This window comes from Vibrio sp. SG41-7 (assembly GCF_014164465.1).
Classification (GTDB): Bacteria; Pseudomonadota; Gammaproteobacteria; order Enterobacterales; family Vibrionaceae; genus Vibrio; species Vibrio splendidus.
The window spans coordinates 25,086-44,406 of record NZ_JACJFF010000038.1; the positions used below are offsets into that span (position 1 = coordinate 25,086).

The window sequence follows — 19,321 nt, forward strand, 5'->3', positions numbered from 1 at the left end:
GTTCTTATATTTTTATTAACGGCTATTTGTTTACATACCAGATAGTTTTCGTCTGTTGGTATTGGTCAAATGCTTCAACACCGTTGTCTTTACCGCCAAATCCAGACTGCTTAAAACCACCGAAAGGAGTGCTGATGTCCCCTTCAGAAAAACCATTAATCGAGATAGTGCCAGCATTCACGGCTGCCGCTGCACGTTGAGCACGGTAGATGTCAGAGGTGTAAATCGAGGCTGCTAAGCCGTAATCAGTATCATTGGCAAGCTTGAGTGCTTCTTCTTCGGTATCAAAGGCCGTTACCGCTAGAATCGGACCAAAGATTTCTTCTTTGAAGATGCTCATATCCGCAGTCACATCACTAAAAATGGTTGGCTCAACAAACAGGCCGACCTCATCAGAGGCTGTACCACCGTAAACCAATTGCGCGCCTTCGCTTTTAGCCTTATCTAGATAGCTTTTCACTTTGTCGAAGTGTTTTTGTTCAATCATTGGGCCAACAATAGTGTCAGCCTGAGTTGGGTCACCCATCTTCCAATCACGCATTTTCGTGATCATTTTTTCGATAATTTGGTCGCGAATAGTACGCTCAACAATTAAACGAGAACCACAACTGCAGTTTTCACCCATGTTCCAAAATGCAGCGTTTAGCATGTCATCGATGAAAGCATCCATATCAGGGATATCTGAGAAAACGATTTGAGGAGACTTACCACCACACTCCAAAACGATCTCTTTTAGGTTACTTTGCGCGGAATACTCTAAGAACTTACGACCAACTTCAGTTGAGCCAGTAAAAGAAATCATGTCGATATCATTGTGCAAACCTAACGGTTGGCCTGTGTCTTCCCCATGGCCAGTGACCATAAGAAGCGCCGATTCAGGGATGCCCGCTTGGTGCGCTAATTCAACCATGCGATACGTGCTCAATGAGGTTTGTTCTGCAGGTTTTACAATCACAGAGTTACCCGTTGCTAATGCAGGGCCAGCTTTGAATGCAAACATCAACGCAGGGAAGTTCCAAGGTAGTACCGCCCCCACTACACCAATCGGCTCTTTGACAATGAGCCCCATCGCATCACCATTGGTTGGTGAAACCTTTCCGAACTGCTTATCTACCGCTTCTGCGTACCATTTAATAAGTGAAATAGTTTCTGGAATATCAGTTTCAAGACACTCAGCGATAGGTTTACCAGCTTCAACACAATCGAGTGCTGCTAACTCTTCGGCATGTTTTTCAAGCAGCACAACCCATTTGTACATCACGTCTTTACGCTCCGCTGGGTTCAATTTAGACCACTCGCCTTTATTGAATCCCTCACGAGCTGCACTCACGGCTAAATTAACGATTTCTGGACTACCAGATTCAATTGCACCAATGACAGATTTGTTATGTGGAGCAATAGTAGGAAAAGACAACTCACGATTTACAGAGTGGTCAGGAATCAAATGACCGGCCCATAGTTCACCCTGTTCGGCCAAAGAAAAAATATCTGCTGCGACGAGTACATTGTTCATTAATCATTCTCTTTTTAATTTAATGTTTCCAGAATGTTAATAATTTGATAGATTCCCGTAAAGCATCAGAAAGATATATCTTGATACCTTTTAGGAATGAGTATGAGTTTGAATTATGAAATCCGGCATCTAAAACACTTCTTTGCATTGGCGGAGGAATTGAATTTTCGAAGAGCTGCAGAGAAGCTCAACATCGCTCAGCCAGCGTTATCGAGATCATTACAAAAACTCGAATCTGACCTGGGAGTAATTCTTTTTATTCGAACCACTCGCCTCGTAGAATTGACCGACGCGGGAAAAGCATTTCATGCGGGAGCACACCAAGCGTTTCTATCGTTAATCGACGCAGAAAAGAGTGCGATGCGCGTGAAGATAGGGGAAGAAGGGTCATTGAGAATTGGCTATACGAACTTTGCGATTACAGGTCAATTGCCTCAACTTCTAAAGGCATTCAAAGATTCTTACCCGTTGATTCGACTAGAACTTATTCATCAGTTTTCAGCCGATCAAATTGAGTCTCTAGAAAAAGAACGTTTAGATTTTGGCTTCATTACTGGTCCATTAATCTATAAAGGCATCACGTCATTTCCTTTTCAGCAAGACCCACTCGTCGCCATCGTTCCAGACTCTCATCCACTGTCACATAAACCATCTATAGACCTTATCGATCTAAGACATGAGTCGTTTATTTTAGGGAATGCCAATAACTGGACTCATTTTTTCAAGATCATTCAAAGAGTGTGTCGCAATGCTGGATTCATGCCCAATATTGTAGAGGAGGCTTACGATACCGAAGCCATTTTAGGCTTAGTCAGCTCTGGGTTTGGTATCAGCTTACATGCAGGAACAGTTAAGAATTACTATCGAAAAGGCGTCAAAATCATCGATATCAACGATCACCTCGACACCATCAGTACAGAATTGATTACATTCAATCCTGCTCAGAGCCCGATCAAAAAGATCTTCTTCGATTTTGCCAAATCGTATAGCAAAGGTCTAAAGAATTAGCATCAACTACTATTGTTTAGTTAGCAACTCTCACTTAGCAAAAGTTAGTTAACGGCGGAGCGAACTGCAGGGATTTCCAATACAAAAACAGCGCCTCAATAGGCGCTGTTTTTCGTTTTATCTCGTTATCGCTTAATTAAGCGACAAAAAGTTAGATTAAGCGATAAAAATCTGAGCCAGTGCGTAGCCTAAGCAACATGCGCCGACTACACCGATTAAACCCACCGACATGAATGAGTGGTTGAAGTACCACTTACCAATCTTGGTGGTGCCAGACACATCGAAGTTCACCGTTGCGATGTCTGATGGGTAGTTCGGGATGAAGAAGTAACCGTAAACCGCTGGCATCAAGCCGATAAGCAGTGCTGGGTCTAATCCTAAGCCGAGGCCAACCGGTAGCATCATACGAGCAGTCGCGGCTTGAGAGTTCACCACAACCGATACGATGAATAGCGCTAGAGCAAACGTCCACGGGTAATTGGTTACCATTTCCACGATGCCAGATTTGAACTGAGGCATTGCGTATTGGAAGTAAGTATCCGACATCCATGCGATACCGAAGATAGCAATTGCTGCCACCATACCCGATTTGAATACCACACCGTTTGGCACATCACGCGGGTCAGTTTTGGTTGCCAGCAAGATGATACCGCCGAAACAGAGCATCATCATTTGGATGATCACCGACATCTTGATTGGCTTGTCGCCGTCTACGATGGTTCTGATCTCAGGCACCATCGCCACGATAACAATCACGACAATTGAAAGTAGGAAAATCAATACCGCATTACGAGCCGAAGTTGGAAGCACTTCATCCAAAGAGGTCGCTGTAGTGCTTTCAATGCGCTTTTTCCACTCAGGATCTTTTAGACGCGCTTGGTATTCAGGATCGTCGTTTAGTTCTTTACCACGTTTCAAGCTATACAGAGAAAGCAAAAGTGTACCGAACAAGGTTGCAGGAACCGTCACCATAAGAATAGAAAGCAGAGTAATAGAGTGTTGGATATCAGAAAGTTGCGCGAGGTAATAGACCACAGCAGCAGAAATTGGTGATGCCGTGATAGCTAGCTGAGACGCAACAGACGCAGCCGCCATTGGGCGCTCAGGACGAATACCATTCTTCAACGCAACATCGCCGATGATTGGCATAATTGAGTAAACCGCGTGGCCAGTACCCAATAAGAAAGTCATCGAGTAAGTCACGAACGGTGCTATCAAGGTGACACGTTTAGGGTTCTTTCTCAGTACCCTTTCCGCAACTTGAAGCATGTATTTCAAGCCACCAGCCGCTTCGAGGATCGAAGCACAGGTAACAACAGCGAGGATGATCAGCATTACGGTGACAGGTGGAGACGTTGGTGGCATCTTGAAGACAAACACCTCGATAACCAAGCCAATCCCAGAAACAACACCTAAGCCAATACCGCCATACCGAGACCCGATATAAAGTACGACTAATAAAAATAGAAACTCAAAATACAACATAAGCAACCTTGCTAAAAATGTGGACTAATTCTATTTTGTCCGTAAGTTCCACCATTTACTTTTTGCTTGGTCACACTATGATTGCAGGCTTCCGCAAATTGTTTTTTATAAGATTATGGTCACGCTAACACGCCTGTAAGTTTATGAATTGTAATAGGAAGCTAGGTACTCAACCTAGATTTGTTATGTATGATAACCATTCTTGTGTCTGTTAGAACGGTATGACCTATAAAATATCAGGCTCATAACTTAACGATATCATTCCAGACCGAATCAATTACATCATAGCTCATCCAGAGGCATATTACTGAGCCAATTCTGCATATTCTCACGCAACACTGACTCGCCTATCTCCAGACACTATGTCAAAATACTCGCCCTCACGACGACAACACAGAAAGAACCACGTATATGAATTTTCAAGCTGCTATTTTTGATATGGATGGACTGCTGCTCGACACCGAGCGACTTTGTATGCAGGTTTTTGAAGAAGCATGTCACGCGCAAGGTGTTCCGTTTTTGCAGGATGTTTACCTAGGCATCATTGGCTGTAACGCAAAAACCATCGAACAGATCTTTAGAAATGGCTACGGCGAAGGGTTAGATTACCCAGCATTGAACCATGAATGGCGCACGCGCTACACTGCGATTGTTAAGCACCAGGCTATCCCAGTTAAAGATGGCGTGATTGAGCTTCTTGAATGGCTGAAATCAAACGACATTCCAATCGCGGTGGCGACCTCGACTCAGCTTGATATCGCGAAAAAAAAGCTTGAGCTGGCAGGCCTAGATTCTTACTTCACCTCACTAAGCACAGGCTGTGAAGTGACCAATGGTAAACCTCACCCAGAGATCTACTTATTGGCGGCAGAACGCCTAGGTGTTGCCCCTGAAACCTGCCTAGCGTTTGAAGACTCAAACAACGGTATTCGCGCATCAATGGCAGCCAACATGATCAGCTTCCAAATCCCTGATTTGGTTGAGCCTTGCGAAGAAGTGAAAGCGCTTGGTCACACGATAAGCCCATCGCTGCATGATGTATTAGCGCAGCTTCAACAAGCTGCAGCTTAGGCTCTGATTACCGTTGATAACGCTTTAATCAACACAGAATAACCTTTCTATTAAGCCGACTCACAGAGTCGGTTTTTTTGTGGGTATTCCTTTTATAAAAGATAAAAACTCGCGCTTGAAACTGTTAAAGTCGATATGAAACGACACTGATCGATAAGCAACATTGATAACGTCTAAAAATGGAGAAAGGGACGCGTGATAGAAAAATTAGAAAGCCAACTGCTTGATTTTGCACAACAAGAAATGACACAAGATGCAGCGCACGACATCAGCCATATTAAGCGCGTAGTCAAAACCGCCAAGGCTTTGTGTGCTCAAGAACAAGCTAAGCTTGAAGTCGTGCTGCCCGCCGCTTACCTTCATGATTGCTTCACCTTTCCGAAGAACCACCCAGACCGCGCTCAAAGCTCACAAATGGCGGCAGACAAGGCCATCTCTTATCTCAAATCTATCGAGTATCCTGCGTCCTACCTTGATGAGATCCATCATGCCATTGTTACTCACAGCTACAGCGCCAACATCACGCCAGAAACCTTGGAAGCTCAAATCGTCCAAGATGCCGATCGCCTAGATTCTCTCGGTGCGATTGGTATTGCACGCTGCCTGTACGTGGGTCAGAGTTTTAACGCAGAGCTCTATAACCACGAAGACCCATTCGCTGAACATCGTGACTTGGATGACAAGCATTACAGCGTCGACCATTTCTACGTGAAACTGTTTAAACTGGCTGGAACCATGAATACAGAATCCGCCAAGTTAGAAGCCAACAAGCGCACCGACTACATGCGTGGTTTTCTTGATCAGTTGCGCACAGAAGTTTAACGGCTTAGAAAACAGACACACGATAAGGGAGAGGGAAGGATATGGAAATAAAGCGCTTTAAAGCATCCGACGCCGACGAGATCGTCACTTGGTTTACATCCCTAGAAGACTACGTTTTGTGGGGCGGGCGAACCTTTGGTTGGCCGTTAGAAGTAGCTTCGATCATCGAACGATCTCAAGAGCCTCATGTCGAGCTTTACACATTCTCCACGCCTAGCACTAACTCGAATGCCAATGAATTACTTGGCTTTATGGAGTTTCAGCGTATGTCAGACAGTGAGCTTCGCTTTTGCCGAGTCGCGATTCACCCAAGCCAACGTGGTAAAGGGCTTGGGCAATCCATGATAGAAAGTGCATTAGAAGCGGCGAAAGAAATACCAGATGTCACCACCATCACCTTAGCGGTATTTAAGCAAAACTACGGCGCAAAGCGCTGCTACGACAAAGCGGGCTTTCAAGTGGTAGACAAAGAGCCGAGCGTGAAAGAGTTCAATGGCAAAACCTGGCCCCTCTATCAAATGGAATTGAAGCTCTGCTAACTTGTTCTAATTGTCAGACTGGTTTTAGTTAACAGACTTGTTTTAATTGCCAGATTTGACCCCATATCATTAAGCATGGCTGCACACTCAAGATACACAGATGTAATTTGGAACCTTCAATGACCCAAGAAAAATTCGACACTATTTATCAACGTGCAGCTCACCGTAAAGGCGGAGCAGCCGAACTCGAAAAGATTGTTCGCGCGCCCCTTTCCCAAGCCGAGTTATCGCAAATCACCGACGACCGTTGGCTAGCCGCCTTTACCGAAAAGGTATTCCAATGTGGTATTTCATGGAATGTAGTGAGAAAGAAATGGCCGCAATTTGAAGAAGTGTTCTTTGAATTCAATATCGAAAAAATGCTGATGCTGCCGAATGAAATGTGGGAACAGAAAGCGCAAGACCCGCGCATTATTCGTCACCTTACTAAGGTGATGACCATCCCTGCCAATGCCACCATGATCCACAACGCCAAGCGTGAAGCCGATTCATTCTCGCAAATGGTTGCCGAATGGCCATCAGAACGTATCACTGAACTTTGGGATTATCTGAAGAAACACGGCAAGCGATTAGGTGGTAATACTGGTGCCTACACTCTGCGCCAAATGGGTAAAGACACCTTCATCTTGTCATCAGATGTTGAAGCACACCTACGCAGCACCGATGTGGTCGATAGCGGCCGTAATACCAAGCGAGCACAACTGGCAGCAGGTAAAGCCTTCAACGAATGGCAGCAACAGTCAGGTCGTAGTCTGAGCGAAATCAGCCAAATCGTTGCCTACAGCTGCGGTGATAATCGAGTTTAGTTGGATTAAAAATGGTTTAAAGCTAAAGATTGCACACAGTTCCCTGCAAACAAAATGTTATAAGTCATTAACAAATAAGCGTGCATCGCACTTTCATCCGGTGGCATTGTATAGATAAATGTATACAATATAGAGTAACTCTCATGAATTATTCTCGACTAACCCAACTCGACTAAACAAGGGCCCTTATCTCTATGACAGCTCTCAAAAATTCTGTCTCCAAAGGTGTAAAAACGAAAGTAACAGGCCAGACTCAAGACGATGTTGTTTACTGCCATATCTTCGACGCGATATTAGAACAAAGGCTGCCACCAGCCACCAAATTAAGCGAAGAAGCGCTAGCAGAAATCTTTAGCGTTAGCCGCACCATCATACGTCGTGCCTTGCTGCGTCTCTCTTTAGAACAAGTTGTGGTGATCCGTCCAAACCGAGGTGCCATGATTGCAGCCCCAACGGTTGACGAAGCCAAACAGATATTTAAAGCACGTGAAGTGATGGAAATTGCTATCACTGAGTTGGCGGTGAAAAACGCGACCAAAGCTCAGATAGAAGAATGCAGAAAATTAGTCGCGAAAGAGAACTGTGCTTTCGACCAAGGTGATTACGGCTCTGGCTTACGTCTATCTGGTGAGTTCCACATCAAATTGGCTGAAATGGCAGAGAACGCGCCACTGCTGGCTTTCCAACGCAGCTTAGTGTCACAAACCTCACTGCTGATCGCTCAATACGAAACGGGCAATCACTCGAACTGTTCTCTAGACGAACACTCAGGCTTACTGGATGCGATAGAGTCTGGCAACGAACAACAAGCTGTAGAATTGATGCAAGAACACCTAAGTCATATCCGTTCGAAGCTCAACCTAGACAGCAGCACGGCTTCAAGCGACCTGCATGTCGTGTTCTCTGACCTGCTTAAGAGCAAGTCATAGTTCTGCTAACTAGATAGCCAAACCTTTTGTTAACAACTTTTTGTTAACAGCTTTTTGTTAACAGCTTTTCTTTAACAAAATTGGAGAGAAGTAAGCCTTAGTGTTTACTTCTCTTTTTTTATGCCCTCTCCTCTAAAAATAAATACGACGATCGACTCACATCCATCTAAAAATGTTGTCTATTCTGCCCTCAACAACGATCTTAGCCTCTATAGAATCACTTCCAACAGTGCCATAAACCCCTCCTTTATCTTGTATACATAGCTATCAATTCATTCACACCATAAAACTGTTCGCTTTTAATTCAACCCCTTATAAAACAAGCAACTAAAGTTAAAATAAAATTGTACACAATCTCCATAAAAGACTATTTGTTGCATTTTTGTAAATAAATAGTTGACCACAGGGTCAGGATGGATAATTATTGACCTAGAAGTCAAAAAGAATACACATGGAAATATGTCGATTTACAAGGAGGTCTCTTGATTACTTTTTTGCTCAATCAGGAAATAAGACGTGAAGATAATCTGTCGCCAAATATGACAGTACTCAACTACCTTCGTACCAAGGTTAATAAAACCGGTACCAAAGAAGGTTGTGGGTCGGGTGACTGTGGTGCATGTACGGTAGTTCTCGGTGAAGTGGTTGATGGACAACTGCAATACCGCTCGGTGAACTCTTGCCTTACTTTCGTTTCAGCGCTGCATGGCAAGCAACTGATTACGGTAGAAGATCTACAAAACCGAGATCGCTCTTTGCACCCAGTACAGAAAGCGGTGGTGGATTTTCACGGTTCCCAATGTGGTTACTGCACGCCGGGCTTCATCATGTCGATGTTTGCCCTAGGCAAGAACAAACCCGATGCGAGCAAAGAAGACGTCATGGAATCATTGGCGGGTAACCTATGTCGCTGTACTGGCTACCGACCAATTGTTGATGCTGCGATGTCGCTTTCAACAGACCAGCCTTTGATTGACCAATTTGCAGAACTTGAACGCAACACCATCAAGAAGCTAGAAGGTATTCAAGACACTGAAGCCAACTTACGCCTTGGTCACCTCACCGCTTTTTCCCCGAAAAGCACCGATGAGCTGGCCAAGCTTTTTCAAGCACATCCGAACGCTAAGCTGGTTGCTGGCGGTACGGATTTAGCATTGGAAGTGACGCAATTCCATCGCGAGATTGAAACACTGATCAGCGTAAACCTTGTTGAAGACATGAAGGTATGCGAAGAAACCGACATCGATTTAATTATTGGTGCCAACCTGCCTATCAGTGACTCTTACGCACTACTGAAAAAGCACTATCCAGATTTTGGTGAGCTACTGCACCGCTTTGCTTCACTGCAAGTGCGTAACCAAGGCACCATTGGCGGTAATGTGGCGAATGCTTCACCTATCGGTGATACCCCTCCTCTGCTGATTGCTTTGGACGCGAAAATCAAACTTCGCTGCGGAGACGAGTCACGCACTATGCCAATTGAAGATTACTTCATCAGCTACAAAGTGACGGCGCAAAAAGAGAGTGAATTCATCGAACAGATCATCATTCCTAAGCCAACCAACGACAGCTTCCGAGCTTACAAAGTGTCGAAACGTTTAGACGACGACATATCTGCGGTGTGTGGTGCGTTTGATATTCAAATTGAAGATGGCAAGGTTTCTTACGCTCGTATCGCTTTCGGCGGTATGGCAGCAACGCCTAAGCGTGCAACTCGTTGTGAAAATACGTTATTAGGCAAACCGTGGACAGACGCTAATATTAAGTTAGCGATGCAGGAACTGTATAACGACTTTGAGCCGCTATCTGATTTCCGTGCAAGCCAAGAATACCGTTCATTGTCGGCAGCAAATATGTTGCGTCGTTACTTCATTGAACAACAGAACAAAAACAACCAAATCGAAACAAGGGTAACGTCTTATGTCTAAATCAAATTCCTCTGTTCACAAGAGCAATGCGATGACCCACGAAGAGATGGTTACCATTGCAAAACAAGACCTAAAAACTGGCGTAGGTAAAAGCGTTAAACACGACAGTGCAGCCAAGCAAGTCACGGGCGAAGCGGTATACATTGATGACCGCCTAGAGTTCCCAAATCAGCTGCATGTATACGCACGCCTGAGCACGCAAGCGCACGCTAACATCACCAAAATAGACCTATCACCGTGTTACGAATTCGAAGGTGTGGCAATTGCTATTCAAGCGAAAGACGTACCGGGTGAACTGGATATTGGTGCAATTCTTCCGGGTGACCCACTGCTTGCTGATGGCAAAGTAGAATACTACGGCCAACCTGTGATTGCCGTGGCAGCTAACGATTTAGAAACCGCACGTAAAGCCGCACACGCTGCAATCATTGAATATGAAGAACTGCCTGCGATTCTTGATGTAAAAGAAGCGCTAGAGAAAGAGCACTTCGTCACAGAAAGCCACACTCAACAACGTGGTGACTCGAAAGCCGCACTGGCAAAAGCAAAACACGTGATCTCTGGTGACCTAGAGATCGGCGGCCAAGAGCACTTCTACCTAGAAACTCAAATCAGTAGCGTTATGCCAACCGAAGATGGCGGCATGATCGTTTACACCTCGACACAAAACCCGACCGAAGTTCAAAAACTGGTTGCGGAAGTGATTGGCGTACCAATGCACAAAGTCGTGATTGATATGCGTCGTATGGGTGGTGGTTTCGGGGGTAAAGAGACTCAAGCGGCCTCTCCAGCATGTATGGCTGCGGTTATTGCCCACCTTACAGGTCGACCTACCAAAATGCGTCTGCTGCGTAACGAAGATATGCAGCAAACCGGTAAACGCCACCCGTTCTACAATCAATATACGGTCGGTTTTGATGACAATGGTGTGATTCAAGGTGCCGACATTACCGTCGCAGGTAACTGTGGCTACTCGCCAGACTTATCAAGTTCTATCGTCGATCGTGCGATGTTCCACTCAGACAACGCTTATTACTTAGGCGATGCAACTGTAGTTGGTCATCGATGCAAAACCAATACCGCATCGAACACCGCTTACCGTGGCTTTGGTGGCCCGCAAGGCATGATGACCATTGAACACATCATGGACGAGATTGCGCGTTACCTGAAAAAAGATCCTTTGGAAGTACGTAAGGCGAACTACTACGGCGAAGAAGGCCGTAACGTGACCCATTACTACCAAACCGTTGAAGACAACTTTTTACCTGAGATAACCGAACAGCTTGAGCGCAGCAGTGACTATCACGCACGTCGTAAAGAAATCGCTGAGTTCAACAAGCAGAGCCCTATCTTGAAGAAAGGCCTTGCGATCACACCAGTGAAATTCGGCATCTCGTTTACTGCGACTTTCTTGAACCAAGCAGGTGCGCTCATCCATATCTACACCGATGGCAGTATTCATTTGAATCACGGTGGTACGGAAATGGGGCAAGGCTTGAACATCAAAGTGGCACAAATCGTTGCACAGGAGTTCCAAGTCGATGTCGAACGTATCCAGATCACCGCTACAAACACAGACAAAGTTCCGAACACATCACCAACCGCAGCCTCATCGGGCACCGACCTCAACGGTAAGGCCGCGCAAAACGCCGCAATGACCATTAAGCAGCGCCTGATTGACTTCGCTTCTGCGCACTTCAAAGTGTGGCCTGAAGAGGTGGTGTTTAAGAACGGCATGGTGCAGATTCGCGATGAGATCATGACCTTCAACTCATTTGTTGAACTGGCTTGGTTTAACCAAATCTCGCTATCGAGCACTGGTTTCTACCGCACTCCGAAGATCTATTACGATCACGAGAAAGCACGCGGTCGCCCGTTCTACTACTACGCGTATGGTGCCTCTTGCTCAGAAGTTATCATCGATACCCTAACCGGCGAGAACAAGATTCTGCGTGTCGATATTCTGCATGACGTGGGGGCTTCATTGAACCCTGCGATTGATATCGGCCAAGTCGAAGGTGGTTTTGTGCAAGGTGTCGGTTGGTTGACAACGGAAGAGTTGGTGTGGAACCAGCAAGGCCGCTTGATGACCAATGGTCCTGCGAGTTACAAGATCCCTGCGATTGCTGATATGCCAATTGATTTCAGAACGCACCTTTTAGAAAACCGTAACAACCCAGAAGACACCGTCTTCAACTCGAAAGCCGTGGGTGAACCGCCTTTCATGTTGGGTATGTCGGTATGGAGCGCCCTGAAAGACGCCATTAGCTATGTCGCCGTCGATGGCGCGATTCCTAAGCTCAACACACCTGCAACGCCAGAACGTATTCTGATGGCGATTCAGGAAGTCACTGAAACGACTCCGACATCGGTCGATGCTCAATCAGAAACGGCTTAATAAGGCTCATGATAGCTTGGGAAGTATAGAAGGGATTTAGGAGGACATATGTTTAAGGATAATTGGATTCACGAACTGGCAAAACTGGAAGAGAACTACGAACCGTGTGTGATGGTGACGGTTCTTGAAGACAGAGGTTCCGTTCCACGCGATGCGGGCACCAAAATGCTTGTCACTCGTGACCGAATCATCGCTACGATTGGTGGTGGTCACCTTGAACATGTGGCCACTAAAATGGCGCGTGAGATGCTGATTGCCAGCGAGAAATCACTCAAAGTGGAACGCTTCAACCTCGGTGCTCGTTTAGGCCAGTGTTGTGGCGGAATGGCAACACTAAGCTTTGAACCGATTGGCACTCAGCAGAACCACCTCGTGCTGTTTGGCGCTGGCCACGTTGCCAAGGCACTGCTGCACATTGTCGCGACCCTGCCCTTCCGTGTTACCTGGATTGATGAACGCGAAGAAGTATTCCCTGAAACGCTACCACACGGTGTGAAAAAGCTTGTTTCAGATGATCCGGTTGGCGAAGTGAAACACATGCCACCGAACAGCTATTACCTAGTGATGACCCACAACCACCAGCTCGATTTCGATTTAACTAAAGCGATTATCGACCGTGCAGACAGCCGTTACTTTGGCATGATTGGGTCACTCACTAAGCGCAAGAAGTTCGATTTCCGCTTAGAGCAACGTGGTTACAGCCAAGAACAGATAGAAACTATGCTTTGCCCGATTGGCATTAGTGCGGTGAATGGCAAACATCCTGCGGAAATTGCAGTATCGGTTGCAGGTGAACTGATCGCACACTATCAAGGGCAAGCACTTGAACAAAAGCGCCCAACCAAACAATATCGAAATCAGGATTTGACCGATCAACACAGTCAACCAAGCGACGTAGGCGAACCACCATTGGAAGAGAAGATCGCCTAATAAAAGTCGCAAAGCTTCAGTGGCCATAACGTCGCTGAAGTCATTAAAAGGAAGTAAACATGACAACGCAACGCAAAGCTTATCGCGCCAGCATTTTACACAGCGTCGCCGACCCAAAAGACGTCGGTATCGATGAGTCTTACGACTATTTTGAAGACGGTGTTTTAGTGGTTGAGAACGGCCATGTCGTCGACTTAGGCCATGCCGATGAGGTATTGGCTCGCCAACCAAAAACACTCGAAGTAAAAGAATACAAAGACAAGCTGATTACCTCTGGCTTTATTGATACGCACATCCACTACCCTCAAACAGGGATGATCGCGTCTTACGGTGAGCAGCTTCTTGATTGGTTAGAAAACTACACCTTCCCAGAAGAAAAACGCTTCAAAAACCCAGTTTATGCACACAAAGTGGCGAAGCTATTCCTAGACGAATTGGCAAGCAACGGCACCACCACGGCACTGGTATTTGGCACGGTACACAAAGAGTCGGTTAACGTATTCTTTGAAGAAGCCGAGAAGCGTAATCTACGTATGATCGCCGGTAAGGTATTGATGGATCGCAATGCACCAGACTACCTCACCGACACACCGGAATCTGGCTACGCAGACTCCAAGGAACTGATTGAGAAATGGCACAACCGCAGCCGTTTGCTTTACGCGGTGACGCCTCGTTTTGCGCCAACCAGTACTCCAGAGCAACTTGCCACTGTCGGTAAACTGCTAGAAGAATATCCAGACGTGTACATGCACACGCACCTTTCAGAAAATGAGAAAGAGATCGAGTGGGTGAAATCGCTGTTCCCAGAGCACGACAGTTACCTAGATGTCTATGACCATTACGGACTACTTCACAAGCGTTCGGTATTTGCTCATGGTATTCACCTTTCTGATTGTGAATGTAAACGCCTTGCTGATACTGAATCTGCCATCGCCTTCTGCCCAACTTCTAACCTTTTCTTAGGCTCTGGTCTATTCCGGTTACCAGAGATGGAAGATCACGGTATTCGTGTCGGCGTGGGTACTGATGTAGGCGCAGGCACCAGCTTCTCAATCCTGCAAACAATGAGTGAAGCGTACAAGATCATGCAGTTACAGCATCAGAAGCTGCACCCAGCTAAGTCGCTGTTCTTGGCAACACTAGGCGGCGCACGTTCGCTGCATTTAGAAGACAAGATTGGTAACTTGGAAGTCGGCAAAGAAGCGGATTTCGTGGTGTTGGATCTACACGCAACTCAGCTGATGCGCTTTAGAATGGAACAAGCCACCAAGCTTGAAGAGAAGCTGTTTGTATTGATGAGCTTGGGTGACGACAGAACCGTTAGCGAGACTTACATCTACGGCGAAAAGGCCTACGATGTGAACTTCAAAGACTACAAAAAGCTCGTTAGTTAGGCTTAAAACCGAGTAACAATCGCTAGACAACGACAGCCGTCGTTAATTAAAAATCCGTCCAGATTTATCTAGCCTTTAGAGACCAGTTGCTGATGCCACTGGTCTTTTTTGTGCTTCATTCAAAGAAATATAAATTAACCGCTCACAGACAACGATCTTCGGTGACGCCAAGTCATTATATTGATAGGTTAATGTTTATACATTTCGACTTCATACTTCACTTTAGCGTCTCTCTAAAACATTCGTTTCTCAGCTAAATGGAAGCACTAAATCTAGAAAGGAATTCTATGTTCGAACAGGTCGTCAGCATTCTGTTTCCCGTTTTTGCTTTAGCCAGTGCTGGCTTTGCGGTGGGTCGTTGGCTCAAGCCCGATTTCAAACCGATCAATCGCATCAACATGGATGTGTGTATTCCTGCTTTGGTGTTTGCATCGCTAACCACCATGCCTCTCGACACAGAACAACTGCCACTCATCACCGCCTCTTTGGTCGCGGTGTTGGTTCCTGCTTTATTGATGATACCAATCTGTAAGATCTTTAAGCTCAACTTCAAAGCTTGGGCTCCGCCACACATGTTCCGCAACAGTGGCAACCTCGCGATTCCTCTGTTCACGTATACCTTTGGCGAGAGCGCATTAGCCCCTGCTGTACTGCTGTTTGTGGTGTCGGCTTGCGTGCACATTAGTGTTGGCTTGGCACTATTAAGCGATGGTAACCCGATCAAACAAATCCTCAAGATGCCGATATTCTTAGCCGCAGCGTTAGCGATGACGCTCAACCTGTCTGGCATTGCAGTATGGAATCCAATCTACGAAGCCACCTCACTACTCGGCCAAGCAGCCGTGCCTATTATGCTGTTGTCGCTAGGTTCGCAAATGGTCAACTTGAAGCTCAGCGGACTCAAAGTTGGCTTGCTGTGCACGGCTCAATCGCTGTTTACTGGTGCCATCGCCTTCGCCATCATCTACTTCTTTATCCCGCTGCCTACGTTGCACCTACAGATGATGGTTCTGTTCACCATGCTGCCACCCGCCGTGATGAACTACCTGTTCGCAGAAAGGTTCAATGTCGAGCCACCCAAGGTCGCGTCTATGGTGTTGTTCGGCAACTTCCTAAGCGTGGTCACCTTGCCTATCTTGCTGTCATTCGCGCTGTCTATGTCGTCTTAAAGAACCGCGAACCTTCAGTTTTACGACCTTTAAAACTTAGCCCATCAATGAAAAGGGAGCGCAACTTAGCAAAGTTGACGCTCCCTTTTCAGACTATATTTTCTATTTATCTCAAGCTGTGCCTCTCTCCGCAAGCACTTCTTTAAATGCGAACATGCCATTTAACGCAGCTGGGAATCCCGCATACACCGACATCTGCAGTATCACTTCTTTAATCTCTTCCTCGCTGCATCCAACATTGAGTGCCGCATTCAAATGTACCTTAAGCTGAGGGGCACAATTACCGAGTGCGGTAAGGGCAGCAACGGTCGCGATCTCTCGTGATTTCAAATCCAAACCGGGGCGTGAATAGATGTCACCAAAGGGATACTCGATAGTATATTTGGCAAGATCAGGGCAGATGTCTTGCAGGCTCTCGATAACCTGTTGCCCTGCTTCTCCGTCGATATGATTAAGTCTTTCTAAGCCAATGTCGAAACGTGATTGATTCATGAGTTTGTTCCTGTATTTATAGTTCACAGGAACACCTTACAAGTTAGAGTCGACTCTAAGTCAACGGACTTTTCCATCTCGATACAAACTAATTTTTTGCTCTAGCGCAGCCAGATGCTTTTGCTGCTCTTCAATATGGGAACGCAAATTTTGTTGATGTTGTTCCAGCAACACTTGGCGCTGCGAAGTCGATTCTGGCCCTAAATCCCTTAGCTTTGCGTATTCTAGAATCTCATCCAGTGGCATTGCGGTGTCTTTTAAGCGCTTCACAAACTCAATCCAGGTAACGTCCTTCGATCTATAGACTCGATGACCGCTACTGTTCCGCTGAACATTTTTCAACAAGCCGATTTTTTCATAGTAGCGAAGCGTATGGGCGGACAAACCCACCAACCGAGAAAACTCACTCACATTCATTACTTCACCTTTTCTATCTGGGTATAAGAACTAGGAACTCAAACTATGCGCACTTATCTAATTTGAGCTCTGCGGTGACTTTCGTCAAACGCAAAGCAATAGCGAAGCACACTAAGTAAGGACTCACATACCAAAAGATACTTTCTAGTGGCTGCTTCACCTGCGCTTCTCTGGTTTTTATGTATTGGTTTTTCTGCATCTCATACTGACTCAGCATACCATCCACCCACACGGCATCGCTTTCAACCAGCGACACGCTAGGCGCAGGAACCGCAAAATCCGATGCGTTGGGTAACAAGGTGAAATCGACATCTTTGAACGTGATAGCTGTATCCAAATACCACAAACACGCTTCGTGGTGCTGAGCGTGATTATCTAAAGATGGTTGACCGGTGCAGGTATCACTTCGCAGCTTATCCAAAGAAAACTGCTGAACCGATTCTAAAATCGCCACCGCTCTGGTTTGTTCGGTTTCAACCCAATCACCCGCTACTTTCGCACGAATCTCAGACACTGCACCCAGCATCCCGATACCCGCCAAGAACGGCCATAAATAATCCATAAGCTTCCACTTTCGTCGGCTCAAGTTGAACCCACACCAAATCGGAAGATGAAAAAGGAGCGTTAGCCCAAGCGATAGCAAAACGAAATTCAAGGAGCTAGAGAGCATGAGTTCGCTATCAAAGAAGTTCTTCATAATGAGAGACTTGCCTGTGTAACAAAGAGAAATTTGATACTAGGTTCGATATTTGAAAAGAGTGTAAGAGGAAAGTAAAAACAGCACCAACAATTGGCGTTGGCGCTGTTTATTTAAGCATGTAGTTACCGAAGACAGGGAATCACCACTCGTTACTCAGTGATTGCTGAGTTGTTCACGATACACAATGCTAAAGGCTCTTATGCGGCAGACTTTAGATAGATACCGACTTCTCTTAGCTGCGCTTTAATATCTAGCATTTGCACGTGAGACAACACTAATTGGATCAAATTAAAGACTGCCACCGCAAACATCAAACCTGCGACGTAGCCAGACCATACTTGTTGGTCTGCCTGATACAGAGTATTGAACGAAAGAGCGAAGAAAATGAGACTGGAAAAACCAGCAGCATATTCATTGCAGTTGTAGACGTATGAACGCGTAACGTAATCGTATTTAATCTTAACCTTTCCAGCGGCTCTGCCTAGTTTAAGATTAAGAACATTCCCGCTCACTTCATATTCCAGCCCGTTAATCGAAGCAATATCCTGAACTTTCTCAAGCATGTCTTTTTTGTCCGTATTATTTTGAATACTATCCATGGTCACACTCTATCCCGCAGCCTAAAAACTATTAAACACACCTATAGCTATCAGAAATAGCGCGAGACTAATCGCCCCGATATAAGAGATTCTGGTTCGCTCTTTTTCAGTTGGAATCAATGAGGGGAAGCGCCCTAAAGTGAATACCTTGCAGACTATCCAGCCAGAACCGTAACCAATAAATTCGATCACGAGCGACTGAAACATATATCTGAAGAATGCGCTTAACGCCCTAAAATACGCGACTGTCACCTCTTCCATTTTCTGTCCTAATTAAAGTCAATTTGGAACAGAAAATGCCACGGGTAGAGATTCATATCAAGAACCTTATACAGAACTGCGCACGCAATGAATAATTTTAAACGTAAGTACTTACTATCGACATGCAATGGTTCACAGAGTCTTCTTTCTCACCAACAGGCGCAACATAGTGAATTGCAGCTTCGGCATGTGCTTGGTCTGCGAGCTTACTGATAACCCATGCTGCCAGATATTTGGATGACAAGCAGCCACCCGCTGTAGCAATGTTACCTTCCGCATAAAACGGCTGATCTAACACGGTCACACCGGATTCAATTACCCATGGTTTCGTTGTTAAATCAGTACAAGCTGGAACCTGATTCAGCAATCCCAATACCGACATTAACAAAGTCCCTGAACATTGACCGCCAATCAATTGTGTTTGTGGGTTAAGGTTTAACCTTGAGAGTAATTTAGCATCTTGGGCGATATCGCGGGTCAGCATGCCACTACCGAACAACACGGCATCAGCAGTATTGGCAAACTCCAGAGGTTGCTGAGATTGAATTGTGACTCCATTCATTGAAGTCACTGATTCAGTGGGGCTAGTAATCTGCACATTCCAGCCAAACTCTTTCATTCGGTTCAAAATACCCGATGCGATGAAAGAATCCAGCTCATTAAATCCATCAAATGTTAGTACGGCAATATCCATATTTATCCTTTCCTATCTCTTGATTCAATACGGTCATAACTACCTATATACCCGTGATCAATGAAGGTGCTTGATTTTCGATAAAATCAGGATCATGCTAAGACCCATGAAAATTACACTGACTCCTCAACAAAAGCTGCAACTCGAGCAGATGCACGATTCTACT

Annotated in this window: 19 protein-coding genes; 11 read left to right on the forward strand and 8 right to left on the reverse strand. The window is 45.6% G+C overall.

Translation table 11 applies throughout. The features are described from left to right. Nucleotides 1-22: 22 nt before the first annotated feature. Nucleotides 23-1,513 (reverse strand): aldehyde dehydrogenase, encoded by a 1,491-nt coding sequence (locus H5300_RS12230; RefSeq protein WP_017086641.1) that lies wholly within the window; start codon nt 1,511-1,513, stop codon nt 23-25. Between the two features lie 102 nt (nt 1,514-1,615). On the opposite strand from H5300_RS12230, the gene H5300_RS12235 reads away from it, so the two are divergent. Further along, a complete protein-coding gene (locus tag H5300_RS12235) occupies nt 1,616-2,521 on the forward strand; it encodes a LysR family transcriptional regulator (RefSeq protein WP_065605925.1) in 906 nt (301 codons plus the stop codon). A gap of 156 nt (nt 2,522-2,677) precedes the next feature. Here H5300_RS12235 and H5300_RS12240 read toward each other — a convergent pair whose 3' ends face one another. Further along, nucleotides 2,678-4,006, reverse strand: coding sequence for an anaerobic C4-dicarboxylate transporter (locus tag H5300_RS12240; RefSeq protein WP_004732879.1), 1,329 nt, complete (start codon nt 4,004-4,006; stop codon nt 2,678-2,680). Between the two features lie 411 nt (nt 4,007-4,417). Between H5300_RS12240 and H5300_RS12245 the strand changes: the two genes are divergently transcribed. From H5300_RS12245 to H5300_RS12290, 10 genes are all read left to right on the forward strand, one after another. After that, a complete protein-coding gene (locus H5300_RS12245) occupies nt 4,418-5,077 on the forward strand; it encodes an HAD family phosphatase (protein WP_182796058.1) in 660 nt (219 codons plus the stop codon). A 195-nt stretch (nt 5,078-5,272) separates the two neighbouring features. Beyond that, the gene (locus H5300_RS12250; protein ID WP_182796059.1) at nt 5,273-5,899 is read left to right on the forward strand and encodes an HD domain-containing protein; all 627 of its coding nucleotides are present in this window, start codon (nt 5,273-5,275) and stop codon (nt 5,897-5,899) included. Nucleotides 5,900-5,940: 41 nt separating this feature from the next. Next, entirely contained in the window at nt 5,941-6,438 is a 498-nt protein-coding gene (locus tag H5300_RS12255; protein ID WP_182796060.1) for an N-acetyltransferase, read from the forward strand. Nucleotides 6,439-6,557: 119 nt separating this feature from the next. After that, complete coding sequence (locus tag H5300_RS12260; RefSeq protein ID WP_017092268.1) at nt 6,558-7,244, forward strand: DNA-3-methyladenine glycosylase I; 687 nt, start codon at nt 6,558-6,560, stop codon at nt 7,242-7,244. 194 nt (nt 7,245-7,438) lie between these two features. Further along, entirely contained in the window at nt 7,439-8,173 is a 735-nt protein-coding gene (locus H5300_RS12265; protein ID WP_102456253.1) for a GntR family transcriptional regulator, read from the forward strand. Between the two features lie 482 nt (nt 8,174-8,655). Continuing rightward, a complete protein-coding gene (gene xdhA, locus H5300_RS12270; RefSeq protein ID WP_182796061.1) occupies nt 8,656-10,101 on the forward strand; it encodes a xanthine dehydrogenase small subunit in 1,446 nt (481 codons plus the stop codon). Then, the gene (gene xdhB / locus H5300_RS12275) at nt 10,094-12,499 is read left to right on the forward strand and encodes a xanthine dehydrogenase molybdopterin binding subunit (RefSeq protein ID WP_182796062.1); all 2,406 of its coding nucleotides are present in this window, start codon (nt 10,094-10,096) and stop codon (nt 12,497-12,499) included. Before xdhA ends, xdhB begins: the two co-directional genes overlap by 8 nt. A 48-nt stretch (nt 12,500-12,547) precedes the next feature. Beyond that, complete coding sequence (gene xdhC, locus H5300_RS12280; RefSeq protein WP_108209375.1) at nt 12,548-13,429, forward strand: xanthine dehydrogenase accessory protein XdhC; 882 nt, start codon at nt 12,548-12,550, stop codon at nt 13,427-13,429. A gap of 59 nt (nt 13,430-13,488) precedes the next feature. Further along, entirely contained in the window at nt 13,489-14,823 is a 1,335-nt protein-coding gene (guaD, locus tag H5300_RS12285; protein ID WP_182796063.1) for a guanine deaminase, read from the forward strand. A gap of 287 nt (nt 14,824-15,110) precedes the next feature. Continuing rightward, nucleotides 15,111-15,992: an AEC family transporter gene (locus H5300_RS12290; protein WP_054541472.1), complete on the forward strand. Its 882-nt coding sequence runs from the start codon at nt 15,111-15,113 to the stop codon at nt 15,990-15,992. Between the two features lie 111 nt (nt 15,993-16,103). Here H5300_RS12290 and H5300_RS12295 read toward each other — a convergent pair whose 3' ends face one another. The 6 genes from H5300_RS12295 to H5300_RS12320 all read right to left on the reverse strand — a co-directional run bounded on the left by H5300_RS12295 (nt 16,104) and on the right by H5300_RS12320 (nt 19,155). Continuing rightward, complete coding sequence (locus tag H5300_RS12295) at nt 16,104-16,484, reverse strand: carboxymuconolactone decarboxylase family protein (protein ID WP_017083073.1); 381 nt, start codon at nt 16,482-16,484, stop codon at nt 16,104-16,106. Nucleotides 16,485-16,544: 60 nt separating this feature from the next. Beyond that, nucleotides 16,545-16,901, reverse strand: coding sequence for a MerR family transcriptional regulator (locus H5300_RS12300; RefSeq protein ID WP_182796064.1), 357 nt, complete (start codon nt 16,899-16,901; stop codon nt 16,545-16,547). 43 nt (nt 16,902-16,944) lie between these two features. Further along, entirely contained in the window at nt 16,945-17,463 is a 519-nt protein-coding gene (locus H5300_RS12305) for a hypothetical protein (RefSeq protein WP_108185324.1), read from the reverse strand. Nucleotides 17,464-17,798: 335 nt separating this feature from the next. Further along, nucleotides 17,799-18,200, reverse strand: a complete 402-nt coding sequence (locus H5300_RS12310; protein ID WP_017076957.1) for a hypothetical protein — start codon at nt 18,198-18,200, stop codon at nt 17,799-17,801. A 21-nt stretch (nt 18,201-18,221) separates the two neighbouring features. Continuing rightward, nucleotides 18,222-18,461 (reverse strand): hypothetical protein, encoded by a 240-nt coding sequence (locus H5300_RS12315; RefSeq protein ID WP_182796065.1) that lies wholly within the window; start codon nt 18,459-18,461, stop codon nt 18,222-18,224. 97 nt (nt 18,462-18,558) lie between these two features. After that, complete coding sequence (locus H5300_RS12320) at nt 18,559-19,155, reverse strand: DJ-1/PfpI family protein (RefSeq protein ID WP_102445671.1); 597 nt, start codon at nt 19,153-19,155, stop codon at nt 18,559-18,561. Nucleotides 19,156-19,321 lie beyond the last annotated feature (166 nt).

Bases quoted from the DNA above. Each gene is read 5' to 3' on its own strand.
- H5300_RS12235 (WP_065605925.1), top strand. From the start codon at position 1,616: ATGAGTTTGAATTATGAAATCCGGCATCTAAAACACTTCTTTGCATTG.
- H5300_RS12255 (WP_182796060.1), top strand. From the start codon at position 5,941: ATGGAAATAAAGCGCTTTAAAGCATCCGACGCCGACGAGATCGTCACT.
- H5300_RS12320 (WP_102445671.1), bottom strand. From the start codon at position 19,155: ATGGATATTGCCGTACTAACATTTGATGGATTTAATGAGCTGGATTCT.
- H5300_RS12305 (WP_108185324.1), bottom strand. From the start codon at position 17,463: ATGGATTATTTATGGCCGTTCTTGGCGGGTATCGGGATGCTGGGTGCA.
- H5300_RS12260 (WP_017092268.1), top strand. From the start codon at position 6,558: ATGACCCAAGAAAAATTCGACACTATTTATCAACGTGCAGCTCACCGT.
- xdhB (WP_182796062.1), top strand. From the start codon at position 10,094: ATGTCTAAATCAAATTCCTCTGTTCACAAGAGCAATGCGATGACCCAC.
- H5300_RS12310 (WP_017076957.1), bottom strand. From the start codon at position 18,200: ATGGATAGTATTCAAAATAATACGGACAAAAAAGACATGCTTGAGAAA.
- H5300_RS12240 (WP_004732879.1), bottom strand. From the start codon at position 4,006: ATGTTGTATTTTGAGTTTCTATTTTTATTAGTCGTACTTTATATCGGG.
- xdhC (WP_108209375.1), top strand. From the start codon at position 12,548: ATGTTTAAGGATAATTGGATTCACGAACTGGCAAAACTGGAAGAGAAC.
- H5300_RS12295 (WP_017083073.1), bottom strand. From the start codon at position 16,484: ATGAATCAATCACGTTTCGACATTGGCTTAGAAAGACTTAATCATATC.
- H5300_RS12265 (WP_102456253.1), top strand. From the start codon at position 7,439: ATGACAGCTCTCAAAAATTCTGTCTCCAAAGGTGTAAAAACGAAAGTA.
- H5300_RS12315 (WP_182796065.1), bottom strand. From the start codon at position 18,461: ATGGAAGAGGTGACAGTCGCGTATTTTAGGGCGTTAAGCGCATTCTTC.
- H5300_RS12245 (WP_182796058.1), top strand. From the start codon at position 4,418: ATGAATTTTCAAGCTGCTATTTTTGATATGGATGGACTGCTGCTCGAC.
- H5300_RS12230 (WP_017086641.1), bottom strand. From the start codon at position 1,513: ATGAACAATGTACTCGTCGCAGCAGATATTTTTTCTTTGGCCGAACAG.
- guaD (WP_182796063.1), top strand. From the start codon at position 13,489: ATGACAACGCAACGCAAAGCTTATCGCGCCAGCATTTTACACAGCGTC.
- H5300_RS12300 (WP_182796064.1), bottom strand. From the start codon at position 16,901: ATGAATGTGAGTGAGTTTTCTCGGTTGGTGGGTTTGTCCGCCCATACG.
- H5300_RS12290 (WP_054541472.1), top strand. From the start codon at position 15,111: ATGTTCGAACAGGTCGTCAGCATTCTGTTTCCCGTTTTTGCTTTAGCC.